We start from the raw sequence: 22,243 nt of genomic DNA on the forward strand, positions 1-22,243 counted from the left end.
AGTTTACATCATACCCCCAAATGTGATATAATGGGGAACAGTGTCAAGAAAATATTAAAAAAGCTAGGCTTTCGATAATTGTATGGAGTCTAGTTTTTGTGACAGACGCTTGATGGGACTGAGATGACACAGAAGTATATGGAGAAAGGAGACTGTATTTTATATACAAAGAGATATAGTTGTAGAAATAGTCACACCACCTCTTTTTAGGTGTAGTAGTGAGCGGATGTAATTCAAGCTAGATACGGCTTGAACGCTTCGAATCATTAATTTATATGAGTTAATAATGACAGATAAGATATTTATTTCTATCTTGTGTAAAGCCATAAGAGTCTTTCAAAACCATCTCACGCAGGCAAATAGAGCGAGAGATAAGACTATCTGGCATTTACAGGAGATGGAATAAAGCTGGCACTTCGAATCTTTTTAAGGTAGAGGATGTCTATATAAAATCAATAATAAACAATAAGGATTGTGAACAATATGAAAAAACTTTTGAAAAAGTTCGTATACCTTGCTGCCACGCTAGGATTGCTAGTCAGTAATATCGGTGGTGTAGGTCAGGTATTCGCAGTTGATTCAGATGCGCCGACTAATGTTGTCGCTGATGATGCGTGTAAAATCGGTAGAAATGTCAATGCTCTTTTCACAGATGTGAAAATCGAACATAAAAAGTGGGATGGTGAAAAAGTTAACGGTACCCCAAAAGGTTACTCAGATCCGAGCGATAAAACCTGGGAAATTAATGACTATCAAACGATTCACACCTTCTTTGATGGTACTTTGAAGAATGAAGATGGTTCACTGAAAAAGGGTGACTTCTTCACAGTGCAGTTGCCACAAGAAACTCGCTTTGAAGATTTGCTTCAACAAAATCTGGCTCGTGCAAAAGATATCTATGCACAGGATAACAGTGGTGCGCTAGTTGCAACAGCCCACTTTGATCCAGCAACGAATTCTATTCGCTATGTCTTCACAGATTATGTAGAAAATCATAAAGATATTCAAATTCATACGCAGTATGTTGAAACGTTGCACCAAGATAAACTTCGTGGAAATCAAAACTATACCTTTAACGGAACCTATGCAGGTCATCCATCTTCGTATAGCTACTATTTGGATAACTGGTCGCTTGCCGACGTGACTCGCTTTAACAGTGTTAATCAATCAATTCCAGTAGCAGTTGTTACAAAATTGACTGAAATTAATCCTATCACGACTACTTTTACAACTGTAACAAGCGTACATGTTTCAGGAACTGGGAACGAACTGAAGTTCCTTTATGATAATGATTCAAGAATTACGCGCAGAGATGATAGTCACCTAACCATCTATGCGGTTCCAGAAGGTGAATTGCTTGATGGTAGTTTCCGTTCCTATAGCGATACTTGGACAGATGTGACAAATCAATTTACGACGAAAGTAACAGGTAGAAATAATAAGGATATTGAGTATACTACTGCAAACAACACTCATACCAAGTATGTTGTTGTGGCACGTGGAAATTATGTTCCTGATATTGGAGTTTGGCATCAAGTAACTGCGACTTACCAAGGTACAGCTCGAGGTATCGGAGTTTATATGACAAACGAAGATACTGTCGAGTGGGCAAAAGCGGTTGCAAAGGGTGATTTTACAGAGCCAAATCTTTGTGTTCCAAAGAAAGATTTGACAATCAAAAAGGTGGATAGCCTTAACAAGGATAAGGTCTTAGCAGGTGTCAAATTTGCAGTCCGCAATGAAGCGGGTACAGTTGATACTACAGTTACTACAGATGAAAAAGGTGAAGCAAAGCTTACAAACCTTGAGTTTGGAAACTATACCGTTACTGAGCTTGAAGCTCCAGCAGGATACGTGCTCGATAGCGAGCCAAAGGCAGTTGCACTTGATGATACCAAACCAGCAATTTTCACTTATCAGGTTGAAAACGTGGGAACAGGTAGTGTTAAAGTAACCAAAGTCGATAGAGATGATAAGTCTAAAATGTTACCGGGCGTTGTCTTTGCCTTGAAACAAGGTGAAACTGAAGTAGCACGAGCAACAACAGGTGAAAATGGAGTAGCTCAATTTGACAACGTTCCTTATGGAGACTACACACTGGTTGAGGTTGCGACGGTTGACGGCTATGTTTTGAGCGGTGAAACACGCCCTGTCAAAATCACAGAAGTGGGTCAAGTTGTGGACTTGAAAACATTTGAAAACCATCAAATTAAGGGTAGCGTAACCGTTACAAAAGTTGATGCAGATGATGAATTTAAAGTATTGCCAGGCGTTGTCTTTGTCTTGAAACAAGGTGATAAAATTGTCGCAGAGGCAAAAACTGACTCACGCGGGACAGCGACTTTCAAGGATGTTCTTCATGGAACATACACTCTTGCTGAAAAATCAACCATTAAGGGTTATGTTTTGAGCACAGAGACTCGTGAAGTAACGATTTCTGAAGATGGTCAGACTGTTGACCTTGGTAAGTTTGCGAATAAGAAAAAACAAACCCCACCACCGTCATCAACAGAACCAAGTTCTTCAACAGAGCCAAGCTCATCATCGACGGAGCCAAGTTCTTCAACAGAACCAAGCTCATCCTCAACAGAACCAAGTTCTTCAACTGAACCTTCAAGCAGTACATCAGTACCAATGTCATCTGGTCAAACCCCACCACCGGGTGGTAGTGTATCAGGACGACCAAAAGTCATCCTTCCACGTACAGGTGAAACAGCTTCTATCTGGATGGGTGTCCTAGGACTTGCTTTGCTTGCTCTTGCAGGATTTGTATATCGTGCAAAAAAAGTAAAATAAGCTGAATAGTTAAAAAGAAAGGGAGTTCCCTTTCTTTTTCTATTATGGCTTCAAGCCAGTTCTTCTCGCAGAGAAGAACAAGAAAACCACCAGCTAAGCTGGTGGCTAACAAGGCTTCTAGCTTTCATTTATTTTTCCTAGTATAATCTAATTGTTCAGGTTAGACAAAGGAGGAAAAATAAATGACTAAAAGTAGTTATAGTTTATCACACACCAAATGGATGTGCAAATATCATATTGTCTTCACACCGAAGTACCGAAGAAAAGCCATATACTACAACATTAGGCAGGATTTAATCAAGATTTTCCGTCATCTATGCCAATATAAAGGAGTTGAAATTATTGAAGGTCACATGATGTCAGATCATGTTCACATGTTAGTTCTCATTCCTCCAAAACTTGCGATTTCTGATTTTATGGGCTATCTGAAAAGTAAAAGTGCCTTAATGATATTTGATAAACATGCGAATTTAAAATATAAGTATGGAAATCGCAAGTTTTGGGCAAGAGGCTATTACGTCAGTACGGTAGGATTAAACGAGAAAACTGTTGCGAAGTATATCCGTGAGCAGGAAAAGACTGACATCGCTCTTGATAAGTTGAGTGTTAAAGAGTATGAAGATCCATTTTCAGATGGAGGTTTTAGAACAAGATAAAAGCCTGTTGTTACGGGCATTAGTCAAGTAATAGAAGCTAACCTGAACGAAGTTCAGCGAGCGTCTTTAGACGCCCGCTGGAGGGAAACGGCTTATAGCCGGTGTACAAGCCACCCGTTTTCACGGGTGGTTATGACTGTGATTTAACACTATACTAGAGTGAGGCTGTGACGTTATTATTTGGTAATCTGTAGTGTTGCTAGCTGCTCAAGAACGGCTTCGAGAGAGGCGCCTGCTTGAAGCAAGGCTGCTGCGGTGTAGCTACCTTCGACAACAGGGACAGATTGGATATGGATGTCTTTGTCAGAGAAATCAGTGACCATTTCCATGTTCATCCGAGCGCTTCCTAAATCAAAGAAGGCAAGGATGGTGTCTGCTGGATTATTTGCGACAGTTTCTTCTACTCGGGAAAATTCCGTTCCGATACTGCCGTCTTCTAGCCCACCACAATAGGTAAGTGGGACATCTTTTGCAACTTCGGAGATTAAATCAACAACTCCTTGTGCGAGATGCTGAGAGTGCGAGACAAGGACGATACCAATTTGTGTCATACCAGTCCAGCCTCCACCAATGCTTCAAAAAGAAGACCAGAAGAGTAGGAACCAGGATCGATATGTCCAATAGAACGCTCGCCAACGTAAGAAGCTCGTCCCTTTGTAGCCTGTAAGTCCTTGGTGCTGTCAACGGCTGCTCGGATAGATTCTAGACTGAGCTGCCCTGCTTTTAGATCAGCGATGACAGGGGTCCAGACATCGACCATCGTTTTTTCACCGACTTCTGCCTTTCCTCGTTTTTGAATCATGTCAAGTCCAGCTTGAAGGCTATCAGGGAGAGAAGCATTCGCTTGTGCACTCTTGGTTAGTCCCATGAAAGCTGAACCGTAAAGTGGTCCAGAAGCTCCACCGACCTTACTGAGCAGTTGCATGGACACCACTTTAAAGATTTGATCGGAACTAGCAAATTCCTTTCCCGCTAATTCTTCCATGACCGCTGCCATGCCTCGTGCCATATTACCACCGTGGTCACCGTCTCCAATCGGTGTATCTAACTCGCTCAACAAGTCTTTATTTTCTTGGATTTTTTGCGCAAATAATTGCATCCATTTGAATACTGCTTGTGTCTCCATTCTTTCTCCTTTACCAAGCTGGGGTTTCAACTGCTGCTTCTAAAGCCTCCAACCAGCTACTATCTTTTAATTGAATGAGGGTAAGGGATAGCCCTGCCATATCGATTGATGTCATATAGTTTCCAATTTTATGGTAGACTACTTCAATTTGCTGACTCTCTAAGAGTTGTGCGACATCGTTAGCAAAAACATACTGTTCCATAAGTGGTGTAGCCCCGAGACCGTTGATAAGAAGACCGTATTTCTCGCCTGCTTTGGCTTCAAAATCTTGGAGTAATTTAGCAACTAATTCTTCAGCCAATTCTTTAGACGGTTGGAGTTTTTCTTTCTTATAGCCCGGTTCACCGTGGATACCAACACCGTATTCAAATTCATCTTCTTCTAGGACAAAACCTGGTTTTCCAACTTCAGGAACAGTAGCTCCTGAAAGGGCTAATCCAATGGTTTTAATCTGAGGAACAAGTTTATCTGCCAACTCTTTGATTTCAGCTAGGGATTTTCCTGTTTCTGCAGCATAACCCAGAATCTTATGGACTAAAATCGTTCCAGCAACACCACGGCGACCTTGTGTATAGAGGCTATTTTCGACTGCAATATCATCATCAACGACGACGCTTGCGACTTCAATGCCTTCCATTTCAGCCAATTCCTGTGCCATTTCGAAGTTCATAATGTCACCAGAATAGTTTTTGATGACCATAAATACGCCTGCACCTTCGTCAGCTGCTTTGATTGCTTCCAAGATTTGATCTGGTGTTGGGGAAGTAAAGACAGCTCCACAGACAGCAGCTGATAGCATTCCGCGTCCAACAAATCCTGCGTGAGACGGCTCGTGACCAGAGCCTCCACCTGAGATGAGCCCAACTTTGCCACGTTTTTCAGCTTTTCGAACGATGACATCATAGCCGTCTAAGCGATCGACCAATTGCCCATGCATAAAAACAAGGCCTTGAAGCATTTCATCGACAACGTGCTCTGGCTGATTGATAATTTTTTTCATGAGTATTCCTCCTAATGAATATGAGTCATAAGAAGAGATTAGCCCTAGGAAGGTGGAAGTTCGAAAGAGCCAATCTATTTCTATGACAATAGTAATGATTACGCTTACAGTATACTGGATTTTAAGGTAAAAAGAAAGGGACAAAATAGGCTGTCTGTCCCTTTGGATTTTTGGGAAAATATGGTAAGGTAGAAATAGAATGACTGGGAGATTTTGATAGGGTCTCAAATCGTTTTTCGGTTGAATGGAAGGGTAAGAAAAGAGTAAGGCATGGGAACATCTCTGATTACAAAGAAGCGGATAGCAAAGGCCTTTAAACAGCAACTAGTCCAAAAGAGCTTTGACAAACTATCGGTTGTGGATATTATGCAGGAAGCCAACATGCGTCGCCAAACTTTTTATAATTATTTTTTGGATAAATATGAATTGCTGGATTGGATTTTTGAGACGGAGTTGCAGGAGCAGGTCACAGATAATCTCAACTATATCAGTGGTTTGACCTTGCTCGATGAATTGCTTTACTATATTGAACGAAATCAGTCTTTTTATGTACAGCTGTTTGAAATCAAGGGCCAAAATGCTTTTGTTGCCTACCTAGACGGCTATTGTCAGATTTTAGTAGAGAAGATTCTTCGAGAGGTACAAAGTCAGGAGCATGTGGACTTAGAGGAGAACTATGTGCAATTCTTAGTCTCGTATCATGCGGGAGCGCTTCTCTCCTTGATTGAGCAGGGGATTCGTCAGCGTCCCTGTAAACTTTGTGAGCAATACCCTTATTTGGTGCAAGTGGTCACAAGATCCGTTAGAGAAGGAAAGGGGAAGTAAATGGTTGCCATTATTAATCAAGCTCATCACGTTATTTCTCAATATATAGATGGTTTCTTGCTGACTCATCCCGAACTTGAGCGGCTAGACCAAGAGCCTATTATCGCCTTGAAGAAGCAAGACAAGGCCTATGTCCCCTTAATTTCGGGCGGTGGTGCTGGTCATGAACCCATGCATCTAGGCTTTGTAGGGCAGGGAATGCTGACAGCGGCAGTTTATGGCGAAGTCTTTATTCCACCGACTGCTGATCAAATCTTACGTACGATTCGGCATGTACATAAAGGAAGCGGCGTTTTTGTTATCGTTAAAAATTTTGAAGCAGATCTACTGGTTTTTCAGGAGGCTATCCATCAAGCGCGTCAAGAAGGCATTCCAGTTAAGTATATTGTGTCCCACGATGATATTTCTGTCGATACCAAAAAGAATTTTCAAAAGCGACATAGAGGGCTAGCAGGAACCATTTTACTGCACAAAATTGTAGGGGCGGCCGCCCAGTCAGGTCTATCCTTGGATGACTTAGAACAACTGGCTTTAGCCTTGTCAACAGAGATTGCGACGATTGGTTTTGCAAGGAAATCAGCACGTTTTCCTCAAGCAGCACAGCCTTTATTTGAGCTAGAAGAAGGGCAGATTTCGTATGGTATCGGTATTCATGGTGAAGAAGGCTATCGGACGGTTCCCTTTGAATCATCAGAGCAATTGGCTAATGAAATTGTCAATAAGTTAAAACTGCGTTTCCGCTGGCAGGAGGGGGAAGAGTTTATCCTCTTGGTGAATAATTTAGGGACGATTTCTGAGTTAGAACAAGGTGTCTTTCTGAATGATATTTGCCAATTATTGGATTTGGAAGGTTTGCGGCTTCCCTTTATCAAGACAGGACGGTTTGCGACTAGCTTAGACATGGCAGGGCTGTCCGTTACCCTTTGCCGTGTCAAGGACCCAGTCTGGCTTGAGTATTTACAGGAAAAAACCACGGCACCAGCTTGGTAGACTGGATAGAAGAAGGTAGGATTCGGTCCTAAAATGACACAAGAGCAATGTTAAAAATTATTTTTTCTAAATAGTATTGTGTATTATATAAGTCTCTTTTTAAGAGGCTTTTTGTGCGCTGATTCGCATAACAGCTCTTTACAAGAGTCTTCGAAGGGCAGTTGTGTTTTTCCTGTGTCCCCAGTCTGACATTTTTTGTTGAAATATTTTTCTCTCTGTTTCAAGTCTTGGATTTTTTATCGAAAATTTCTTCCTTGCGTTGCTCTGGTAGTGGCTGTGGAAGAATGGGGGAACTTGTGGTAAAATAGAGAGAATAGAAAGACAAGGGATATGAGAATGACAGATACCTTTCAATTACTATTAAATCAAATTGGTCTACCGCTTGAGCTGAAAGAGTCAAGCGCCTTTTCAAATGCCAAGATTGAGCAGGTCTTGGTACATAAAAAAAGTAAGGTCTGGGATTTTACCTTTCGGTTTGAAGCGCCCTTGCCCTTGCCCCATTATCAATTGTTTAAGGCCAAGCTTCTCAACGAGTTTCAAAAAACGGGCAATCAGGCACGTTTTTCTTTCGTAACAAGCCAAGAGACGTTTGAACCAGCCTTAGTTGAGGCCTACTATACAGAAGCCTTTACAGAAGAGTTGTGCCAGAGTGCAGGTTTTCGCTCTGTTTTTCAATCCTTGCCAGTCGCATTTCGTGACGGGGTCTTGTGGATAAAAGGGCCAGCTTCTATTGATACACCGCATTTCAGAAAGAATCATTTGCCAAACTTGGTCGAGCAATTTGCCCGCTTTGGCTTTGCTAATCTTGCAGTCGATATCGAGGTTTGCGAGGAGATGACCAAGGCTCAGGTTGAGGAATTCCACGCGCAAAATGAAGAAATCCTCCAAAAAGCCAGCCAGGAAACTTTGGAAGCAATGGAGCAATTAGCCCAGATGGCACCGCCTCCAGAAGCCAGTCCGCAGCCAAGTTTCCAAGAATTTAAAAAGCAAGCTCCGCGCAAGGTTAGCCTTGAAAAATCTGAGATTACACCGATGATTGAGATTGATACGGAGGAAAATCGCATTGTCTTTGAGGGCTTGGTCTTTGATGTGGAACAACGGACGACACGGACAGGGCGGGTCATTATCAATTTTAAGATGACCGACTATACCTCTTCTTTTTCCATGCAAAAATGGGCGAAAAATGAAGAAGAAGCGCAGAAATTTGACATGGTGAAAAAAGGGAATTGGCTCCGTGTGCGCGGCAATATCGAAACCAATAATTTCACGCGTGACCTGACGATGAATGTTCAGGAGATTCAAGAAGTTAAGCGCGATATCCGTAAGGACCTAATGCCTGATGACCAAAAGCGCGTGGAATTTCATGCCCATACCAATATGTCGACCATGGATGCCCTACCAGCAGTTGAAGACTTGATTGCTAGAGCTGCTAAGTGGGGACATAAGGCCATTGCCATTACGGACCACGGAAATGTTCAATCTTTCCCCCATGGTTATCACGCTGCCCGCAAGGCGGGAATCAAGGCCCTCTTTGGTATGGAAGCCAATATCGTAGAAGACAGTGTACCGATTGTCTACAATGAAGCAGAACTTGACTTGTCTGATGTGACCTACGTGGTCTTTGACGTGGAGACGACAGGACTTTCTGCGGTTTATAATAGCCTGATTCAGATTGCGGCGTCTAAGATGCACAAGGGTAATGTGATTGCTGAATTTGATGAATTTATCAATCCAGGTCACCCATTGAGCCAGTTTACGACGGACTTGACAGGAATTACCGATGAGCATGTCAGAAATGCCAAACCACTTAAGCAGGTCTTGCAGGAATTTCAAGCCTTCTGCGAGGGTTCAGTCCTTGTGGCCCACAATGCGACCTTTGACGTCGGCTTTATGGATGTCAATTATGAGCGAGCAGGCATGCCGACCATTACTCAACCTGTCATCGATACCCTAGAATTTGCTCGCAACCTCTATCCAGAATACAAGCGACATGGTCTTGGGCCTCTGACCAAGCGGTTTGGCGTAGCGCTTGAGCATCACCACATGGCCAATTATGATGCGGAAGCAACAGGACGACTCCTTTTTATCTTCTTAAAAGATGCCCTTGAAAAACACAACATCAGCTGTTTAAGCCAATTAAATACCGAGTTAATCGCAGAAGATTCCTACAAAAAAGCAAGGGTCAAACACGCGACTGTCTATGTCACCAATCAGGTGGGCTTGAAAAATATCTTCAAGCTAGTGTCCCTCTCCAACACCAAGTATTTTGAAGGAGTACCACGGATTCCGCGGACGGTCTTAAATGAATACCGTGAGGGCTTAATATTAGGGACAGCCTGCCAAGAGGGCGAAGTCTTTGATGAATTGCTTTCAAAAGGAATTGACGAGGCAGTCAAGGTAGCAAGCTACTATGATTTTATAGAAGTCATGCCGCCCGCCCTCTATGCACCCATGATTGCCAAGGAGCAGTTCAAGGATATGGCAGAGATTGAGGCCATGATCAAGAACTTGATTGAAGTGGGGCGCAGGGCGAATCTGCCTATTCTTGCGACAGGAAATGTCCACTACATTGATCCCGAAGAAGAGATTTACCGTGAGATTATCGTACGTTCCTTGGGACAAGGGGCGATGATTAATCGAACCATTGGTCACGGAGAAAATGCTCAGCCAGCTCCTCTACCTAAAGCTCATTTCCGCACGACTAATGAAATGCTGGATGAATTTGCTTTTTTAGGTGAAGAATTGGCGCGCGAAATCGTCATTACCAATCCAAATACCATGCTTGATCGTTTTGACGAGGTTGAAGTGGTCAAAAAAGACCTCTATACTCCTTATCTGGAAAATGCCGAAGAGCGGGTGGCAGAATTAACCTACAAAAAAGCCTTTGAAATCTACGGCAATCCTTTGCCAGACATTATTGATTTGCGGATTGAAAAAGAGCTGACTTCGATTTTGGGGAATGGCTTTGCCGTGATTTATCTGGCTTCGCAGATGTTGGTAACGCGCTCCAATGACCGTGGTTACCTCGTTGGTTCCCGAGGGTCTGTTGGTTCGAGCTTTGTTGCTACTATGATTGGGATTACCGAGGTCAATCCTATGCCACCGCATTATGTCTGTCCAAATTGCCAGCATAGTGAGTTCATTACAGACGGGTCCTACGGTTCTGGCTTTGACATGCCAGACAAGGATTGTCCAGAATGTGGTTACAAATATGCCAAAGACGGGCAGGATATTCCCTTTGAAACTTTCTTAGGATTTGACGGAGATAAGGTACCCGATATCGACTTGAACTTCTCAGGAGATGACCAGCCAGATGCCCACTTGGACGTTCGGAAAATCTTCGGTGACCAATACGCCTTTCGGGCTGGAACAGTTGGTACGGTTGCGGCAAAAACGGCTTACGGCTATGTCCGTGGTTATGAGCGGGACTATAGTAAATTCTACCGTGATGTAGAAGTGGAGCGCTTGGCAGCTGGTGCAGCTGGGGTCAAGCGGACAACCGGTCAGCACCCGGGAGGAATCGTTGTTATTCCAAACTATATGGATGTCTATGATTTTACCCCTGTCCAATATCCAGCAGATGACTTGACTGCTAGTTGGCAGACAACCCACTTCAACTTCCACGATATTGATGAAAACGTCTTGAAGCTTGATGTACTGGGACATGATGACCCAACTATGATTCGAAAACTCCAAGACTTGTCAGGCATTGACCCACAGACCATTCCAGCAGATGACAAAGGAGTGATGGCCCTCTTTTCTGGAACGGAAGTGTTAGGGGTGACACCTGAGCAGATTGGCACACCGACAGGTATGCTAGGAATTCCTGAATTTGGAACCAACTTTGTCCGTGGCATGGTTGAAGAAACGCATCCGACAACCTTTTCAGAACTCTTGCAATTATCTGGTCTATCACATGGAACAGACGTATGGCTAGGAAATGCCCAAGATTTGATTAAGGCAGGCATTGCGGACTTGTCTACGGTTATCGGCTGTCGGGACGACATCATGGTCTACCTCATGCACGCAGGACTTCCTCCAAAAATGGCCTTTAACATTATGGAACGAGTGCGTAAGGGAGCCTGGCTCAAAATTTCCGAGGAGGAGCGCAATGGCTATATCCAAGCCATGAAAGACAATAATGTCCCAGATTGGTACATTGAATCCTGTGGAAAAATTAAGTACATGTTCCCCAAAGCCCATGCGGCAGCCTACGTTATGATGGCGCTTCGTGTAGCCTACTTTAAAGTGCATCATCCGATTTATTATTACTGTGCTTATTTTTCGATTCGTGCCAAGGCCTTTGATCTTGCTACCATGTCTGGTGGCTTAGACCGAGTCAAGGCAAAAATGGAAGAAATCACCATCAAGAAGAAAAACAATGAAGCAAGTAACGTAGAGCAGGACCTCTTTACCACGCTTGAAATTGTCAATGAAATGCTGGAACGCGGCTTTAAATTTGGCAAGCTAGACTTGTACCGATCTGATGCGACTGAATTCCAAATCGAAGGCGATACCTTGATACCGCCCTTTGTCGCTATGGATGGACTGGGCGAAAACGTTGCTCGCCAAGTCGTCAAGGCGCGTGAAGAAGGCGAATTTCTGTCGAAGACCGAGTTGCGCAAACGCGGCGGCCTCTCCGCAACCCTTGTCGACAAGCTCGATGAAATGGGGATTTTAGGCAATATGCCAGAGGACAACCAGTTGAGCCTGTTTGATGAGTTGTTTTAAGGACTGAAAAAACCATTTTGGAAAGCCCAAAATGGTTTTTTAGAGTTCAAAATGACCAGGCAGCAAAATGCTAAAACGTATATTCTTAATGCAGTATTTGAATTTATTTTGAAATCATGGTAGAATGTGTTATGAATGATTGATGGGAGGAAGGAAAATGAGAACTCTGTTAGCTACGAGGATAAAGTACAGAAGAAAAGAATTGAAGTTATCCCAAAAAGAATTGGCCGAAGGGATTTGTAAGCAAGGCCAAATCAGTAGATTGGAAAACGGGGAGTATACCCCGGGTTCAGAAGTCTTATATGAGTTATCTAAAAAACTAAATGTTAGTATGGACTACTTTTTTGATGAGCAAGTTTCAAATAAAAGTACAGAGCTTCTTGAGTTTAAAAAAATAGCCAAGACTTTCATCTCTCAAAGAAACTATGAATCCTTGAAGTACGTCTATGAATTAGAGAAAGAGACAGGCCATCGCTTGTCACTATCAGGGAAGCTATATTTGGAGTGGATCGGTTCTTTGGTTGATTTCTATTTCTATGACTGGAAAGAAGAAGCGATAGCAAGGCTTGAGAAGGCATTGCAATCGCTTCATAAAGTAGATATAAACTATCTTCAACTCGCCAATACTCTTTTTAATTTCTATTATGACACGGATAACCTAGCTAGATTTGATGGAATAAAGGAAGAGCTGATGACTTACGTACAGCAACTTACCTTGCAGACGATTGAGGAATTGGAACTTTCCATCAAATTCAACTATAACCTAAGCCGTTATTTATGGTTACAAAAAGATATAGAATCAGCCATTAAACAAACAACAGCTACCATTAAGTTTTGTCAAGACCATCAAAGCACCTATTTGTTGGCAGATTTATTTGTACTGCTAGGGAATATGGGTCAGGATTTCTCAGATAAAACGGTAGTTAAAAGTTACTTTGAAACAGCACAATTTATCTATAGGAATTTAGACGAGAACAAGGAGATGGCCCTCAAGGTAGAGCACTACCTTGCAGACAATTTTAAAGAATAAGCACATAACGATGTCCTAAGGCATCGTTTTTTTTGATTTATCCAATAAAATATATTTTATCTTAAAATATACAAAAAGATTATAAAAATAATTGACAAACATGTTTTTAAATGCTAAAATAAATCTATTAGAAAGTAAAGGAGATTCTTATGAAGAAGTTTTTAAAGAAACTCATCGTTATGTCTTTGTTGGGAGGATTGATTTTAGCTATTGGTAATGGTGGAATTAATAAATCTAGACCAATGAATGAAATTGATCCAGGACCTGCAAATGGGATTGTTGAATAAGAAAGAGATTATTGAGGTTTATAGAGTTTATCCTCACCGGGAAAAAATCTAAATCTTAGTTAGAAGGAGGAAAATAAAATGAACACTTTAATGGAACTTGAAAAATTGCCTGTTCAAATGGATCAAGATGTCGTTGAGCGTCTCTGTGATTTCACTTGTACGCATACTGTAAGCTAATTTTTATAGTATTGAGGCTGGGGCCAATTCTCAGCTTCTTTATTTATAATTTTTTAGCTTTGTGGAATTTAATCTTTTCTCGGATTGATAATTAGACTTTCAAGTTTTAAAAACAGCATACTAAACTTATGTCTGAATGAGATTCTAGTAATGTGAAAAGGAGGAGAAGATGGATGAGCTGAATATGAAAATTAAGAATTACCAGGAAAAATATCAAGAAGAAGGAGCTTGGATTTATTTTAGTACAGAGGAGAGTATTCCACAACAGGGCTGGAAGATTCATATTAGCTCGCAAATAAAAGACTCTGTAAGTATATTTAGTATTTGTCAAAATGTACTTCGTGATAAAAAATGCAACTTCAAAATTGCAAAGGATACAGAAACTCTCAAAAGAATCAATTCTCCAAGAGAGACGTCAGCGACTGCAAATAAGTTTATAACTGTTTATACTCAAAGTTCTATGCAAGCAAGAGAAATTATTTTAGAACTTACTAGTCTTTTGAAAAAATTTAAATCTCCGAAAATATTATCAGATTTTCAGTGTGGAAACCATTCTCCGGTTCATTATCGATTTGGGGCTTTTACAGAAATAAAATCTTATAATCCACACACGAATAAAGTTATGTATATGCTAAAGAATGATGCAGGACAATTTGTAGAAGATGTAAGAGCCAATTATTTTTCCGTTCCATATTGGGAGAAAGACTTATTTAATGATGATGAGAAAAAGTTTTATTTTAATATAAATGATGATATTCCTGAACAAAGTGCAATTAATAGGTATACTTTCGAGAAAATATTAAAAAAATCTAATAGAGGAAATGTACATTTAGCAGTCCATAAACAATCAAAAGAAAAAGTAATAGTAAAGCAGGCTCGTCCATTTGTAAGCGATGATTTGACAGGAAGAAGATATGCTGTGGACGATTTAGAAAATGAATATAGCATGTTGAAACGTTTTTCTAATAAGGATTATACAGTAGCTTTTTTAGATAAGTTTGAGGTATTTGAGGATACTTTTTTAATCCAAAGCTACATTGACGGGTTAACTTATTATGAATTAGTACATGAGAATATATCTTTGGAGTTGAAAATAAAGATTATTGACAATATAGTGGACATTGTAAATGATTTGCATTATAGCGGATACAAATTAGTGGATATGTCTCCGTCAAATTTTATATATAGGCTGGATGGTAGGGTTTTTCTAATAGATTTAGAGAATGTAACTCATATGACAAATAATGAAAGACGAGTCAAAACTCCTTTTATGGTTAATCCAGATGAAGATTTAACAAAGAGTTCTATTGAACAGGATTATTTTGCATTAGCAATGGTTTCTTTTTCGTTATTAACGGGACAAGTATTGACATTTTCAAAATATGATAGTGTCTATGGGTTTAGTAGCATTGACAAGATAAACGAAACGGTAAGAGTTTTAGAAAAATTTTCTGGAATAAATAGAATGCATGCGCAATGGTTAGTGTTTTTGCTTAATTCAAGTACTCAAAAAAATAGTATTCATGTTGGCAAGATTCCTAAGATTTCAGTTTATAATGAGGGTCATCATTACAAGGATACTTTTAATGTCAGTATAATGGACTTTGAAAAAGAAGCACATAAAGTTATAGAATACTTACTCATGCAGAATATCCATAAGAAAGGAAGAATTGCAAAATCTAGTGAATTTGGAGAATTTGTAAATCCGATTTCTTTTCAACATGGGATGTCAGGATATATAAAATTTATAGCTACGATTAATCAATTCTCTAATTTAAGTCATTTAAAGAAATGGATACAACACATAGAATCTAATAAAACACACAATGACTACTTATATAAAAATTCATTATTATTTGGAGAGTCAGGATATTTATGGAGTGTTATAGATTTATACATAGAAACTCAGGATAAATATTATGAATTAATTAGTAGAGACATTGCACATAGAATCGTAATAAATTTTGACTCATCAACTGAGGTTGATTTTGCTCTTGGTTTATCTGGTATCATTCATGCTCTAATAAAATATTCAATCTTTTTTAGAGATTTAGAGATAGAAAATTTTATAAAAAATAATATTTCTATATTGAGCGAGTTTATCCAAAAATCAGAAAATGATGGGAAAGTGGATAATCTTAGACATAGTTTTGCTCACGGTCTTTCAGGAATTGCCTATACTTTGTATTGTTATTCTATAGTTTTTGAGGACGATAGTTATTCAGTAGGAGTAGAAACCATCAACAATCAAGTAGTTGAGATACTAGAAAAATTTTATTCTGATTATAGAAAAAGGTATAATAACTTGGAACTTTCTTGGTGTGAGGGGATATCAGGGTTAATTCTGTATCTTTGTCTTATTGATCCTAAGAAATATAATTCAACTATACATAGGGCTCAAGATAGGGTTATGTATGATTGTTTTGCTATGGGGACTTCATATTGTCACGGGTTAAGTAGCTTGATTCAGACATTTAAGTATGTAAATAGAGATATTTCAGATTTAAAGATACTATTAATTTCAAAGTCATTTCGAAAGCATAATTTATTGGCTTTTCAGAGTGAAAATAGACATGAGGATTATTTTGATTTTGGAGTGGGAACTTTGGGAATATATTGGGTGCTATTAGGTTATTCGTTTCCGTTTGAAATGAAGAAAGAGGAGATAAAGAAATATGAATGTTTTTATAAAAAATAGAGATTACAGGGCTATGCTGATTAATCAATGGATTTCATCATTTGGTGATATCATCTTCTATCTGGCTTTGATTCATTATGTTGCACACTATTCCTTTGCTCCCTTAGCTATTCTTTTGATTACTATTTCAGAAACGATACCTCAAATTTTACAGATTATCACAGGAGCTCTTGCGGATTTTCAAAATAATAGAATCAAAAAATATGTCGCTATTGCTGGAGTGAAATGTATGCTATACGCGCTATTAACCCTGATAATAGGAGCAAGTAAATTTGGAATAGTAACAGTTGTGATTATCTGTAGTATAAACGTAGTATCAGATACCTTGAGCTACTTTGCTGGAGCCATGATCACTCCCATATATGTGAGAGTAATAAAAGAAGATATGACATCGGCCATGGGGTTTAGACAGGCAACGGTCAGTACCGTCAATGTGCTTGGTAATACGATAGGTGGCCTGTTAATGGGTATTTTATCAATTGAGGCTTTTGTTGCTCTTAATGCCCTAACATTTTTGATGGCTTTCATAGGAATTTTGGTCATTAAGACGCACCTTGTAGAAGTCGAAGAAAAGGTAGATATTGCCCAAGAAAGTGTCACTTTGAAGACATTGCTGAAACATATCACTCAATCTTTATGGGCTTTAAAAGGATATCCAGTTGTCCTTGAATTATTGTTGGTTTCGATTTTGGGTCAAGTGATTCTTAGCTCACTCTTGCCTATGTCAACCTTGATGTTACTAAAAGCTCCATTCTATTCCTTAGAGACCGCACAGGCGATTGCTGTTTTATCGATTGCTCTGTTTATGGGGGCTATTTTGGGAAATCTGTTCAGTGGTTCTTATTTGAAACATGTATCTACAAAACTTATAGTGAGTATGAGTCAGATTACACGCTTGCTCATCATAATTGGATTTTTCTATGAAAATTTCTTGATAGTATTACTGTCTTCGTTTTTTTGTGCTGTTACTGTGGGACTTGTCAGTCCTCGTATCAGTAAGTATATGTTTACCTTGATACCAGAGGATAAGATAGGGGCTGTGCAATCAGGATTAGCAGCAGTTAGTATCGTTATTCCAGGCATAATCACAATGGGAATTGTTGGCCTAGCTAGTGTTAGAGGATTTAAGTTGGCTTGTCTACCCTTGCTATTGACGGTGTTTATTGTATTTTATATTTTAAGACAAACTCGCAATTTGGATTAGGACTATAGGGAAAGATTAAAACTCTATCATGTCTATCGTGAGTAACTCCCACTGAGGAGATGATGAAGTCCTTTAGTGCACCCTCCTAAAAAATTAGGGGGTCCTGTCGAAGACATCGTATTTCAAGGGAGGCACGTCTATTTTCCGAGATTTTAGCTCGCATTCAAATAACATGATATAAGAGCGTTAAAAAATCGACAGAAAATTAGGGGGACTGACGAAGAAATCGTATTTCAAGGGAGGCTCGTCTATTTTCCGAGATTTTAGCTCGCATTCAAATAACATGATATAAGAGCGTAAAAAATCGACAGAAAATTAGGGATCCTACCGAAGAAATTGTATTTCAAGGGAGGCACGTCTATTTTCCGAGATTTTAGCTCGCATTCAAATAACATGATATAAGAGCGTAAAAAATCGACAGAAAATTAGGGATCCTACCGAAGAAATTGTATTTCAAGGGAGGCTCGTCTATTTTCCGAGATTTTAGCTCGCATTCAAATAATCATCACTGTACGTGCACGGCCTCTCCGCAACCCTTGTCGACAAGCTCGATGAAATGGGAATTTTAGGCAATATGCCTGAGGACAACCAGTTGAGCCTGTTTGATGAGTTGTTTTAAGGACTGAAAAAACCATTTTGGAAAGCCCAAAATAGTTTTTACGATGGTTGCAAAAGATTAGACTAGTTTCCAATCAACTTGTGTTCTTTCAGGTAAGTCTTTGCGACTTGGCTTGGAGATTTCCCTTCGACATTGACTTGATAGTTCATATCTTGCATGTCTTTTTCGGTGATTTTACCCGCCAGTTGATTGAGAATACCCTCTAGCTGAGGATATTTTTTCAGCGTTTCTTCGCGCAGGAGAGGGGCACCTTGATAAGGTGGAAAAAGCTGCTTGTCATCCTTGAGTGTTTTAAGGTGATATTCTTGCAATTCACTATCGGTCGAATAAGCATCGATGATGTGGACGTTCCCGTTATCAATCGCCTTGTAGCGGAGAGCAGGTTCCAAGGTCTTAACCTCTAGACTCAGCTTGTAGCGGTCTTTTAGGCCTTTTCCTCCGTCTTCACGATCGTTAAATTCCAAGCTAAAACCAGCCGTTGCGCTTGCCTGAATCTTGGTTAGATCAGAAATTGTTTCTAAGCCATGTTCTTTGGCATAGTCTTCTTTTACAGCAAGGGCATAGGTATTTTGATAGAGCATGGGCTTGAGATAGATGAGTCGATCTTGGGCGAAAATTCCCTTACGGGCAGCTTGATACACTTCTTCTGGGTCGGTAGAGGTGCTTGGTGGTTGCTTTAATAGGGTGGAGGTCACCGTTCCTGTAAATTCAGGGTAAATATCGATTTGGCCAGCTTTCAAGGCTTCATAGACAAAGGTTGTTTTCCCAAAATTGGGTTTTAATTCCACTGCAATGTCTGTCTGATCTTCAATCAATTCCTTGTACATATTGAGCAAAATCTCAGGTTCAGAGCCTAATTTTCCGGCTATAACAATCTTATCCTGCATCATCATGGACATAGGAAAAAGTGAAATGGAGCTGATACAAAAGAGGGCGACAAAGGAGACAAACATGGTCTTGAGACTGCGTTTTTCTACCAGTCCAATCAAATAATGAAAGAGTAAAGCCAAAATAGCAGAGCTAATTGCCCCAATCAGAATGAGAGAGCTGTTGTTGCGGTCAATTCCTAGAAGAATGAAAGAACCGAGCCCACCTGCTCCGATGAGAGCAGCAAGTGTTGCTGTTCCAATCACGAGTACCGTTGCTGTCCGAATCCCTGAAAGAATGACAGGTGCGGCTAGGGCAATCTCGAATTTCTTTAATTTCTCCCAGCGGTTCATCCCGAAAGCAGTGGCTGCTTCTTGGAGAGACGGATCAATTTCCTGCAAGCCAGTGACCGTATTTTGCAGAATCGGGAAAATAGCGTAGACAATCAAGGTCAAAATAGCAGGAATTTTCCCGATCCCAAAAATCGGAATCAAAAGCCCCAAGATAGCTAGAGAAGGAATGGTCTGGAGCATACCTGTAAATTGCAGCAGGAGATTAGCCAAGCGCTCACGTTTGGAGACGAGAATGGCAAGGGGAATGGCGATTAAAATCGCACAGGCTAGCGCCACAAAAGAAATCTGCAAGTGTTCACCAAGAGCCAAGACCCAGTCTTCTTTGCGGTCTAAAAAGGTTTGAATCAAGTCGTTCATAAGGCCCTCCTATACATGAAAGAAATCAGCGACAAACTGGGTCGCAGGAGCTTCTTGGATATGTTCAGGGGTATCTAGTTGCAAGATTTCTCCCTGATCCATAATCGCAATACGGTCGCCCAACTTCATGGCTTCTGCCATATCGTGGGTCACAAAAATCATGGTCATTTGAAATTCCTTTTGAATGTCTTTAACCAAGTCCTGTAATTGCTCCCGTGAAATTGGATCAAGTGCGCTGAAAGGCTCATCTAGCAACAAGACCTTGGGGCGAGCGATAATGGCACGCAAAATCCCAATACGTTGCTGCTCCCCGCCAGAGAGCTCACTGGGCATGCGGTGGAAATACTCCTCGGCAGGAAGTCCGACTAATTCCAGTAATTCCTTGGTTCGGGTTTCGATTTCCTTCTTGCTCCATTTTTTCATCTCAGGAATCAGAGCAATATTTTCTGCCACAGTAAGATTTGGGAAGAGGGCGATTTGTTGCAACACATAGCCAGTTGAAAGGCGTAGTTCCCGCAGATCATAGTCTTTGAGGCGCTTGCTGTCCAGGTAAATATCTCCCTCATCTGGCTCAATCAAGCGGTTGAGCATCTTGAGCGTCGTTGTTTTTCCGCTACCGCTTGCGCCTACTAGGACAAAAAATTCACCGTCGCAAATGGTAAAAGCTTGGTCTTTCAGCACGTATTTTCCATTAAATTGTTTGCTGACGTGTTTAAATTCAATCATCGGATCTCTCACTTTCTAAAAAAATAAGAAAAAAGGATTTAAAGGATTTACTCCTTAACTGTTCAAACTCGAAAAGTCGTTTTTTGGAGACTATAATAGTAAAGTGATGTCTATTCAGTATAGCGCATCTATTAAATCTATTCAAAAATATTGTTCAAAAAGTAGAAAAAACATAGATGATAGCAGAAAATATCTTCCTATGGAAAAATATGATACAATAAGGAGGAATTGAATGAAAAAAGGAGTCAATCATGGTATTACCAAATTTTAAAGAAAACCTAGCAAAATATGCGAAGTTACTCGTTTCAACAGGAATCAATGTGCAACCAGGTCATACAGTTTCCTTGACCATTAGTGTCGATCAAGCGGAATTGGCTCGCTTGATTGTCAAAGAAGCCTATGCCAAAGGGGCTGTAGAAGTGCTTGTCAACTGGCAAGATGATGTCATTTTGCGTGAGCGCTACTTGAATGTACCGATTGAGCGTCTAGAGACCATTTCTGAGCAACGGATTGCTGAGATGAATTATATTCTAGACCATAAAGCTAGTCGCTTGGTGGTGTTATCTGAAGACCCAGGTGCTTTGGACGGTATTGACCCAGAAAAGCTCTCTCGTGCGACACGCGCAACAAGCATTGCCTTAAATCCAATGCGTCAAGCGACTCAAGCCAACAAAATCAGCTGGACTTTGGGGGCAGCTGCAGGACTAGAGTGGGCGAAGAAAGTCTTTCCAGATGCTGTAAGTGATGAAGAAGCCGTTGACCTTCTTTGGGACCAGATTTTCAAAACTTGCCGTGTCTATGCTGATGATCCGGTAGCTGCATGGAAAGAGCATGAAGAGCGCCTTGTAGCTAAAGCTGCTATTTTGAACAAAGAACAGTTTGTTAAACTCCACTATACTGCACCAGGTACAGACTTGACACTCGGTATGCCGAAGAACCACTTGTGGGAAGCAGCTGGCTCTATCAATGCTCAAGGGGAACACTTTATCGCCAATATGCCAACAGAAGAAGTCTTTACAGCGCCTGATTACCGAGTAGCAGATGGTTATGTGACCTCAACCAAGCCACTCAGCTACAATGGAAATATCATCGAAGGTATCAAAGTGACTTTCAAAGACGGTGAGATTGTTGATGTTACCGCTGAAAAAGGTGATGAAGTCATGAAGAAATTGGTCTTTGATAATGCTGGCGCCCGCGCTCTCGGTGAGGTTGCCCTCGTACCAGACCAAAGCCCGATTTCTCAATCAGGTGTGATTTTCTTCAATACCCTCTTTGATGAAAATGCTTCAAACCACTTGGCAATTGGTCAAGCCTATGCCTTCAGTATTGAAGGTGGTGTTGACATGACCAATGAGGAATTAGAAGCAGAAGGTCTTAACCGTTCAGATGTCCATGTGGACTTCATGATTGGTTCAAACAAAATGAACATTGACGGAATCCGTGAAGACGGAACAGCTGTGCCAATCTTCCGCAACGGTGAGTGGGCGATTTAACTGCAACAATAGAAAGTAGGTTGTAGACATGATTGGAAGTTTACTGGTTGGCTTGCTTGTAGCAATCATTGCTGCAGCTATTACCAACCGTGGTGAAAAAATGGGCTGTATTGGCAAGATTCTTTTAGGACTTGCTGGTGCCTGGGTCGGCCAGCTCCTCTTTGGAGACTGGGGACCCCATATTGCAGACACAGCTATCGTTCCTTCCGTATTAGGAGCTGTTATCCTTCTAGCCATTTTTTGGGAACGAGGGAGTTAAGAAAACCCCCAGACTAGTATGCCTAGCCTGGGGGTTCTGTTGTTTCAGT

At 40.7% G+C, this 22,243-nt stretch carries 16 protein-coding genes; 11 read left to right on the top strand and 5 right to left on the bottom strand.

Translation table 11 applies throughout. The features are described 5' to 3' along the window. Positions 1–495: 495 nt before the first annotated feature. Both CHF41_RS01705 and tnpA read left to right on the top strand, forming a co-directional pair. Entirely contained in the window at positions 496–2,796 is a 2,301-nt protein-coding gene (locus CHF41_RS01705; RefSeq protein ID WP_162911905.1) for a SpaA isopeptide-forming pilin-related protein, read from the top strand. Between the two features lie 182 nt (positions 2,797–2,978). After that, positions 2,979–3,452 (top strand): IS200/IS605 family transposase, encoded by a 474-nt coding sequence (gene tnpA, locus CHF41_RS01715; protein ID WP_119875747.1) that lies wholly within the window; start codon positions 2,979–2,981, stop codon positions 3,450–3,452. Between the two features lie 176 nt (positions 3,453–3,628). Here tnpA and dhaM read toward each other — a convergent pair whose 3' ends face one another. From dhaM to dhaK, 3 genes are read right to left on the bottom strand one after another with little or no spacing between them, the layout of a single operon-like run. Then, positions 3,629–4,003, bottom strand: a complete 375-nt coding sequence (gene dhaM / locus CHF41_RS01720; protein ID WP_119875748.1) for a dihydroxyacetone kinase phosphoryl donor subunit DhaM — start codon at positions 4,001–4,003, stop codon at positions 3,629–3,631. Continuing rightward, a complete protein-coding gene (dhaL, locus tag CHF41_RS01725) occupies positions 4,000–4,578 on the bottom strand; it encodes a dihydroxyacetone kinase subunit DhaL (protein ID WP_119875749.1) in 579 nt (192 codons plus the stop codon). Before dhaL ends, dhaM begins: the two co-directional genes overlap by 4 nt. A gap of 10 nt (positions 4,579–4,588) precedes the next feature. Beyond that, a complete protein-coding gene (gene dhaK / locus CHF41_RS01730; protein WP_119875750.1) occupies positions 4,589–5,578 on the bottom strand; it encodes a dihydroxyacetone kinase subunit DhaK in 990 nt (329 codons plus the stop codon). A 270-nt stretch (positions 5,579–5,848) separates the two neighbouring features. On the opposite strand from dhaK, the gene dhaS reads away from it, so the two are divergent. The 7 genes from dhaS (at position 5,849) to CHF41_RS01760 (ending at position 17,520) form a co-directional block, all read left to right on the top strand. Beyond that, positions 5,849–6,403 (top strand): dihydroxyacetone kinase transcriptional activator DhaS, encoded by a 555-nt coding sequence (gene dhaS, locus CHF41_RS01735; RefSeq protein ID WP_119875751.1) that lies wholly within the window; start codon positions 5,849–5,851, stop codon positions 6,401–6,403. Next, positions 6,404–7,393, top strand: coding sequence for a DhaKLM operon coactivator DhaQ (gene dhaQ, locus CHF41_RS01740; protein ID WP_119875752.1), 990 nt, complete (start codon positions 6,404–6,406; stop codon positions 7,391–7,393). A 336-nt stretch (positions 7,394–7,729) separates the two neighbouring features. Further along, positions 7,730–12,124: a PolC-type DNA polymerase III gene (locus tag CHF41_RS01745; protein WP_119875753.1), complete on the top strand. Its 4,395-nt coding sequence runs from the start codon at positions 7,730–7,732 to the stop codon at positions 12,122–12,124. A 157-nt stretch (positions 12,125–12,281) separates the two neighbouring features. Continuing rightward, on the top strand, positions 12,282–13,154 hold the full coding sequence (locus CHF41_RS01750; RefSeq protein WP_119875754.1) for a helix-turn-helix domain-containing protein: 873 nt from the start codon (positions 12,282–12,284) through the stop codon (positions 13,152–13,154). A 149-nt stretch (positions 13,155–13,303) separates the two neighbouring features. Beyond that, positions 13,304–13,441: a hypothetical protein gene (locus CHF41_RS10035; protein ID WP_162911906.1), complete on the top strand. Its 138-nt coding sequence runs from the start codon at positions 13,304–13,306 to the stop codon at positions 13,439–13,441. 346 nt (positions 13,442–13,787) lie between these two features. Continuing rightward, the gene (locus CHF41_RS01755) at positions 13,788–16,316 is read left to right on the top strand and encodes a class III lanthionine synthetase LanKC N-terminal domain-containing protein (RefSeq protein WP_119875755.1); all 2,529 of its coding nucleotides are present in this window, start codon (positions 13,788–13,790) and stop codon (positions 16,314–16,316) included. Next, on the top strand, positions 16,294–17,520 hold the full coding sequence (locus tag CHF41_RS01760; protein ID WP_119875756.1) for an MFS transporter: 1,227 nt from the start codon (positions 16,294–16,296) through the stop codon (positions 17,518–17,520). The genes CHF41_RS01755 and CHF41_RS01760 overlap by 23 nt, the downstream gene beginning before the upstream one ends. 681 nt (positions 17,521–18,201) lie before the next feature. Here CHF41_RS01760 and CHF41_RS01765 read toward each other — a convergent pair. After that, the gene (locus tag CHF41_RS01765; protein WP_119875757.1) at positions 18,202–19,716 is read right to left on the bottom strand and encodes an ABC transporter permease/substrate-binding protein; all 1,515 of its coding nucleotides are present in this window, start codon (positions 19,714–19,716) and stop codon (positions 18,202–18,204) included. A gap of 9 nt (positions 19,717–19,725) precedes the next feature. Further along, positions 19,726–20,442, bottom strand: a complete 717-nt coding sequence (locus CHF41_RS01770; protein WP_119875758.1) for an ABC transporter ATP-binding protein — start codon at positions 20,440–20,442, stop codon at positions 19,726–19,728. 251 nt (positions 20,443–20,693) lie between these two features. On the opposite strand from CHF41_RS01770, the gene CHF41_RS01775 reads away from it, so the two are divergent. Together CHF41_RS01775 and CHF41_RS01780 are read left to right on the top strand one after the other, a co-directional pair. Further along, a complete protein-coding gene (locus tag CHF41_RS01775) occupies positions 20,694–21,935 on the top strand; it encodes an aminopeptidase (RefSeq protein WP_119875759.1) in 1,242 nt (413 codons plus the stop codon). A gap of 28 nt (positions 21,936–21,963) precedes the next feature. After that, positions 21,964–22,194, top strand: a complete 231-nt coding sequence (locus CHF41_RS01780; protein WP_119875760.1) for a GlsB/YeaQ/YmgE family stress response membrane protein — start codon at positions 21,964–21,966, stop codon at positions 22,192–22,194. Positions 22,195–22,243: the final 49 nt, after the last annotated feature.

This window comes from Streptococcus respiraculi (assembly GCF_003595525.1).
Taxonomy (GTDB): Bacteria; Bacillota; Bacilli; order Lactobacillales; family Streptococcaceae; genus Streptococcus; species Streptococcus respiraculi.

Excerpts from the sequence above, each read along its gene's own strand:
- CHF41_RS01755 (WP_119875755.1), top strand. The coding sequence starts at position 13,788 with ATGGATGAGCTGAATATGAAAATTAAGAATTACCAGGAAAAATATCAA.
- CHF41_RS01780 (WP_119875760.1), top strand. The coding sequence starts at position 21,964 with ATGATTGGAAGTTTACTGGTTGGCTTGCTTGTAGCAATCATTGCTGCA.
- CHF41_RS01770 (WP_119875758.1), bottom strand. The coding sequence starts at position 20,442 with ATGATTGAATTTAAACACGTCAGCAAACAATTTAATGGAAAATACGTG.
- CHF41_RS01765 (WP_119875757.1), bottom strand. The coding sequence starts at position 19,716 with ATGAACGACTTGATTCAAACCTTTTTAGACCGCAAAGAAGACTGGGTC.
- dhaQ (WP_119875752.1), top strand. The coding sequence starts at position 6,404 with ATGGTTGCCATTATTAATCAAGCTCATCACGTTATTTCTCAATATATA.
- CHF41_RS01745 (WP_119875753.1), top strand. The coding sequence starts at position 7,730 with ATGACAGATACCTTTCAATTACTATTAAATCAAATTGGTCTACCGCTT.
- dhaS (WP_119875751.1), top strand. The coding sequence starts at position 5,849 with ATGGGAACATCTCTGATTACAAAGAAGCGGATAGCAAAGGCCTTTAAA.
- dhaM (WP_119875748.1), bottom strand. The coding sequence starts at position 4,003 with ATGACACAAATTGGTATCGTCCTTGTCTCGCACTCTCAGCATCTCGCA.
- CHF41_RS01775 (WP_119875759.1), top strand. The coding sequence starts at position 20,694 with ATGGTATTACCAAATTTTAAAGAAAACCTAGCAAAATATGCGAAGTTA.
- CHF41_RS01750 (WP_119875754.1), top strand. The coding sequence starts at position 12,282 with ATGAGAACTCTGTTAGCTACGAGGATAAAGTACAGAAGAAAAGAATTG.
- dhaK (WP_119875750.1), bottom strand. The coding sequence starts at position 5,578 with ATGAAAAAAATTATCAATCAGCCAGAGCACGTTGTCGATGAAATGCTT.
- CHF41_RS01760 (WP_119875756.1), top strand. The coding sequence starts at position 16,294 with ATGAATGTTTTTATAAAAAATAGAGATTACAGGGCTATGCTGATTAAT.
- tnpA (WP_119875747.1), top strand. The coding sequence starts at position 2,979 with ATGACTAAAAGTAGTTATAGTTTATCACACACCAAATGGATGTGCAAA.
- CHF41_RS10035 (WP_162911906.1), top strand. The coding sequence starts at position 13,304 with ATGAAGAAGTTTTTAAAGAAACTCATCGTTATGTCTTTGTTGGGAGGA.
- dhaL (WP_119875749.1), bottom strand. The coding sequence starts at position 4,578 with ATGGAGACACAAGCAGTATTCAAATGGATGCAATTATTTGCGCAAAAA.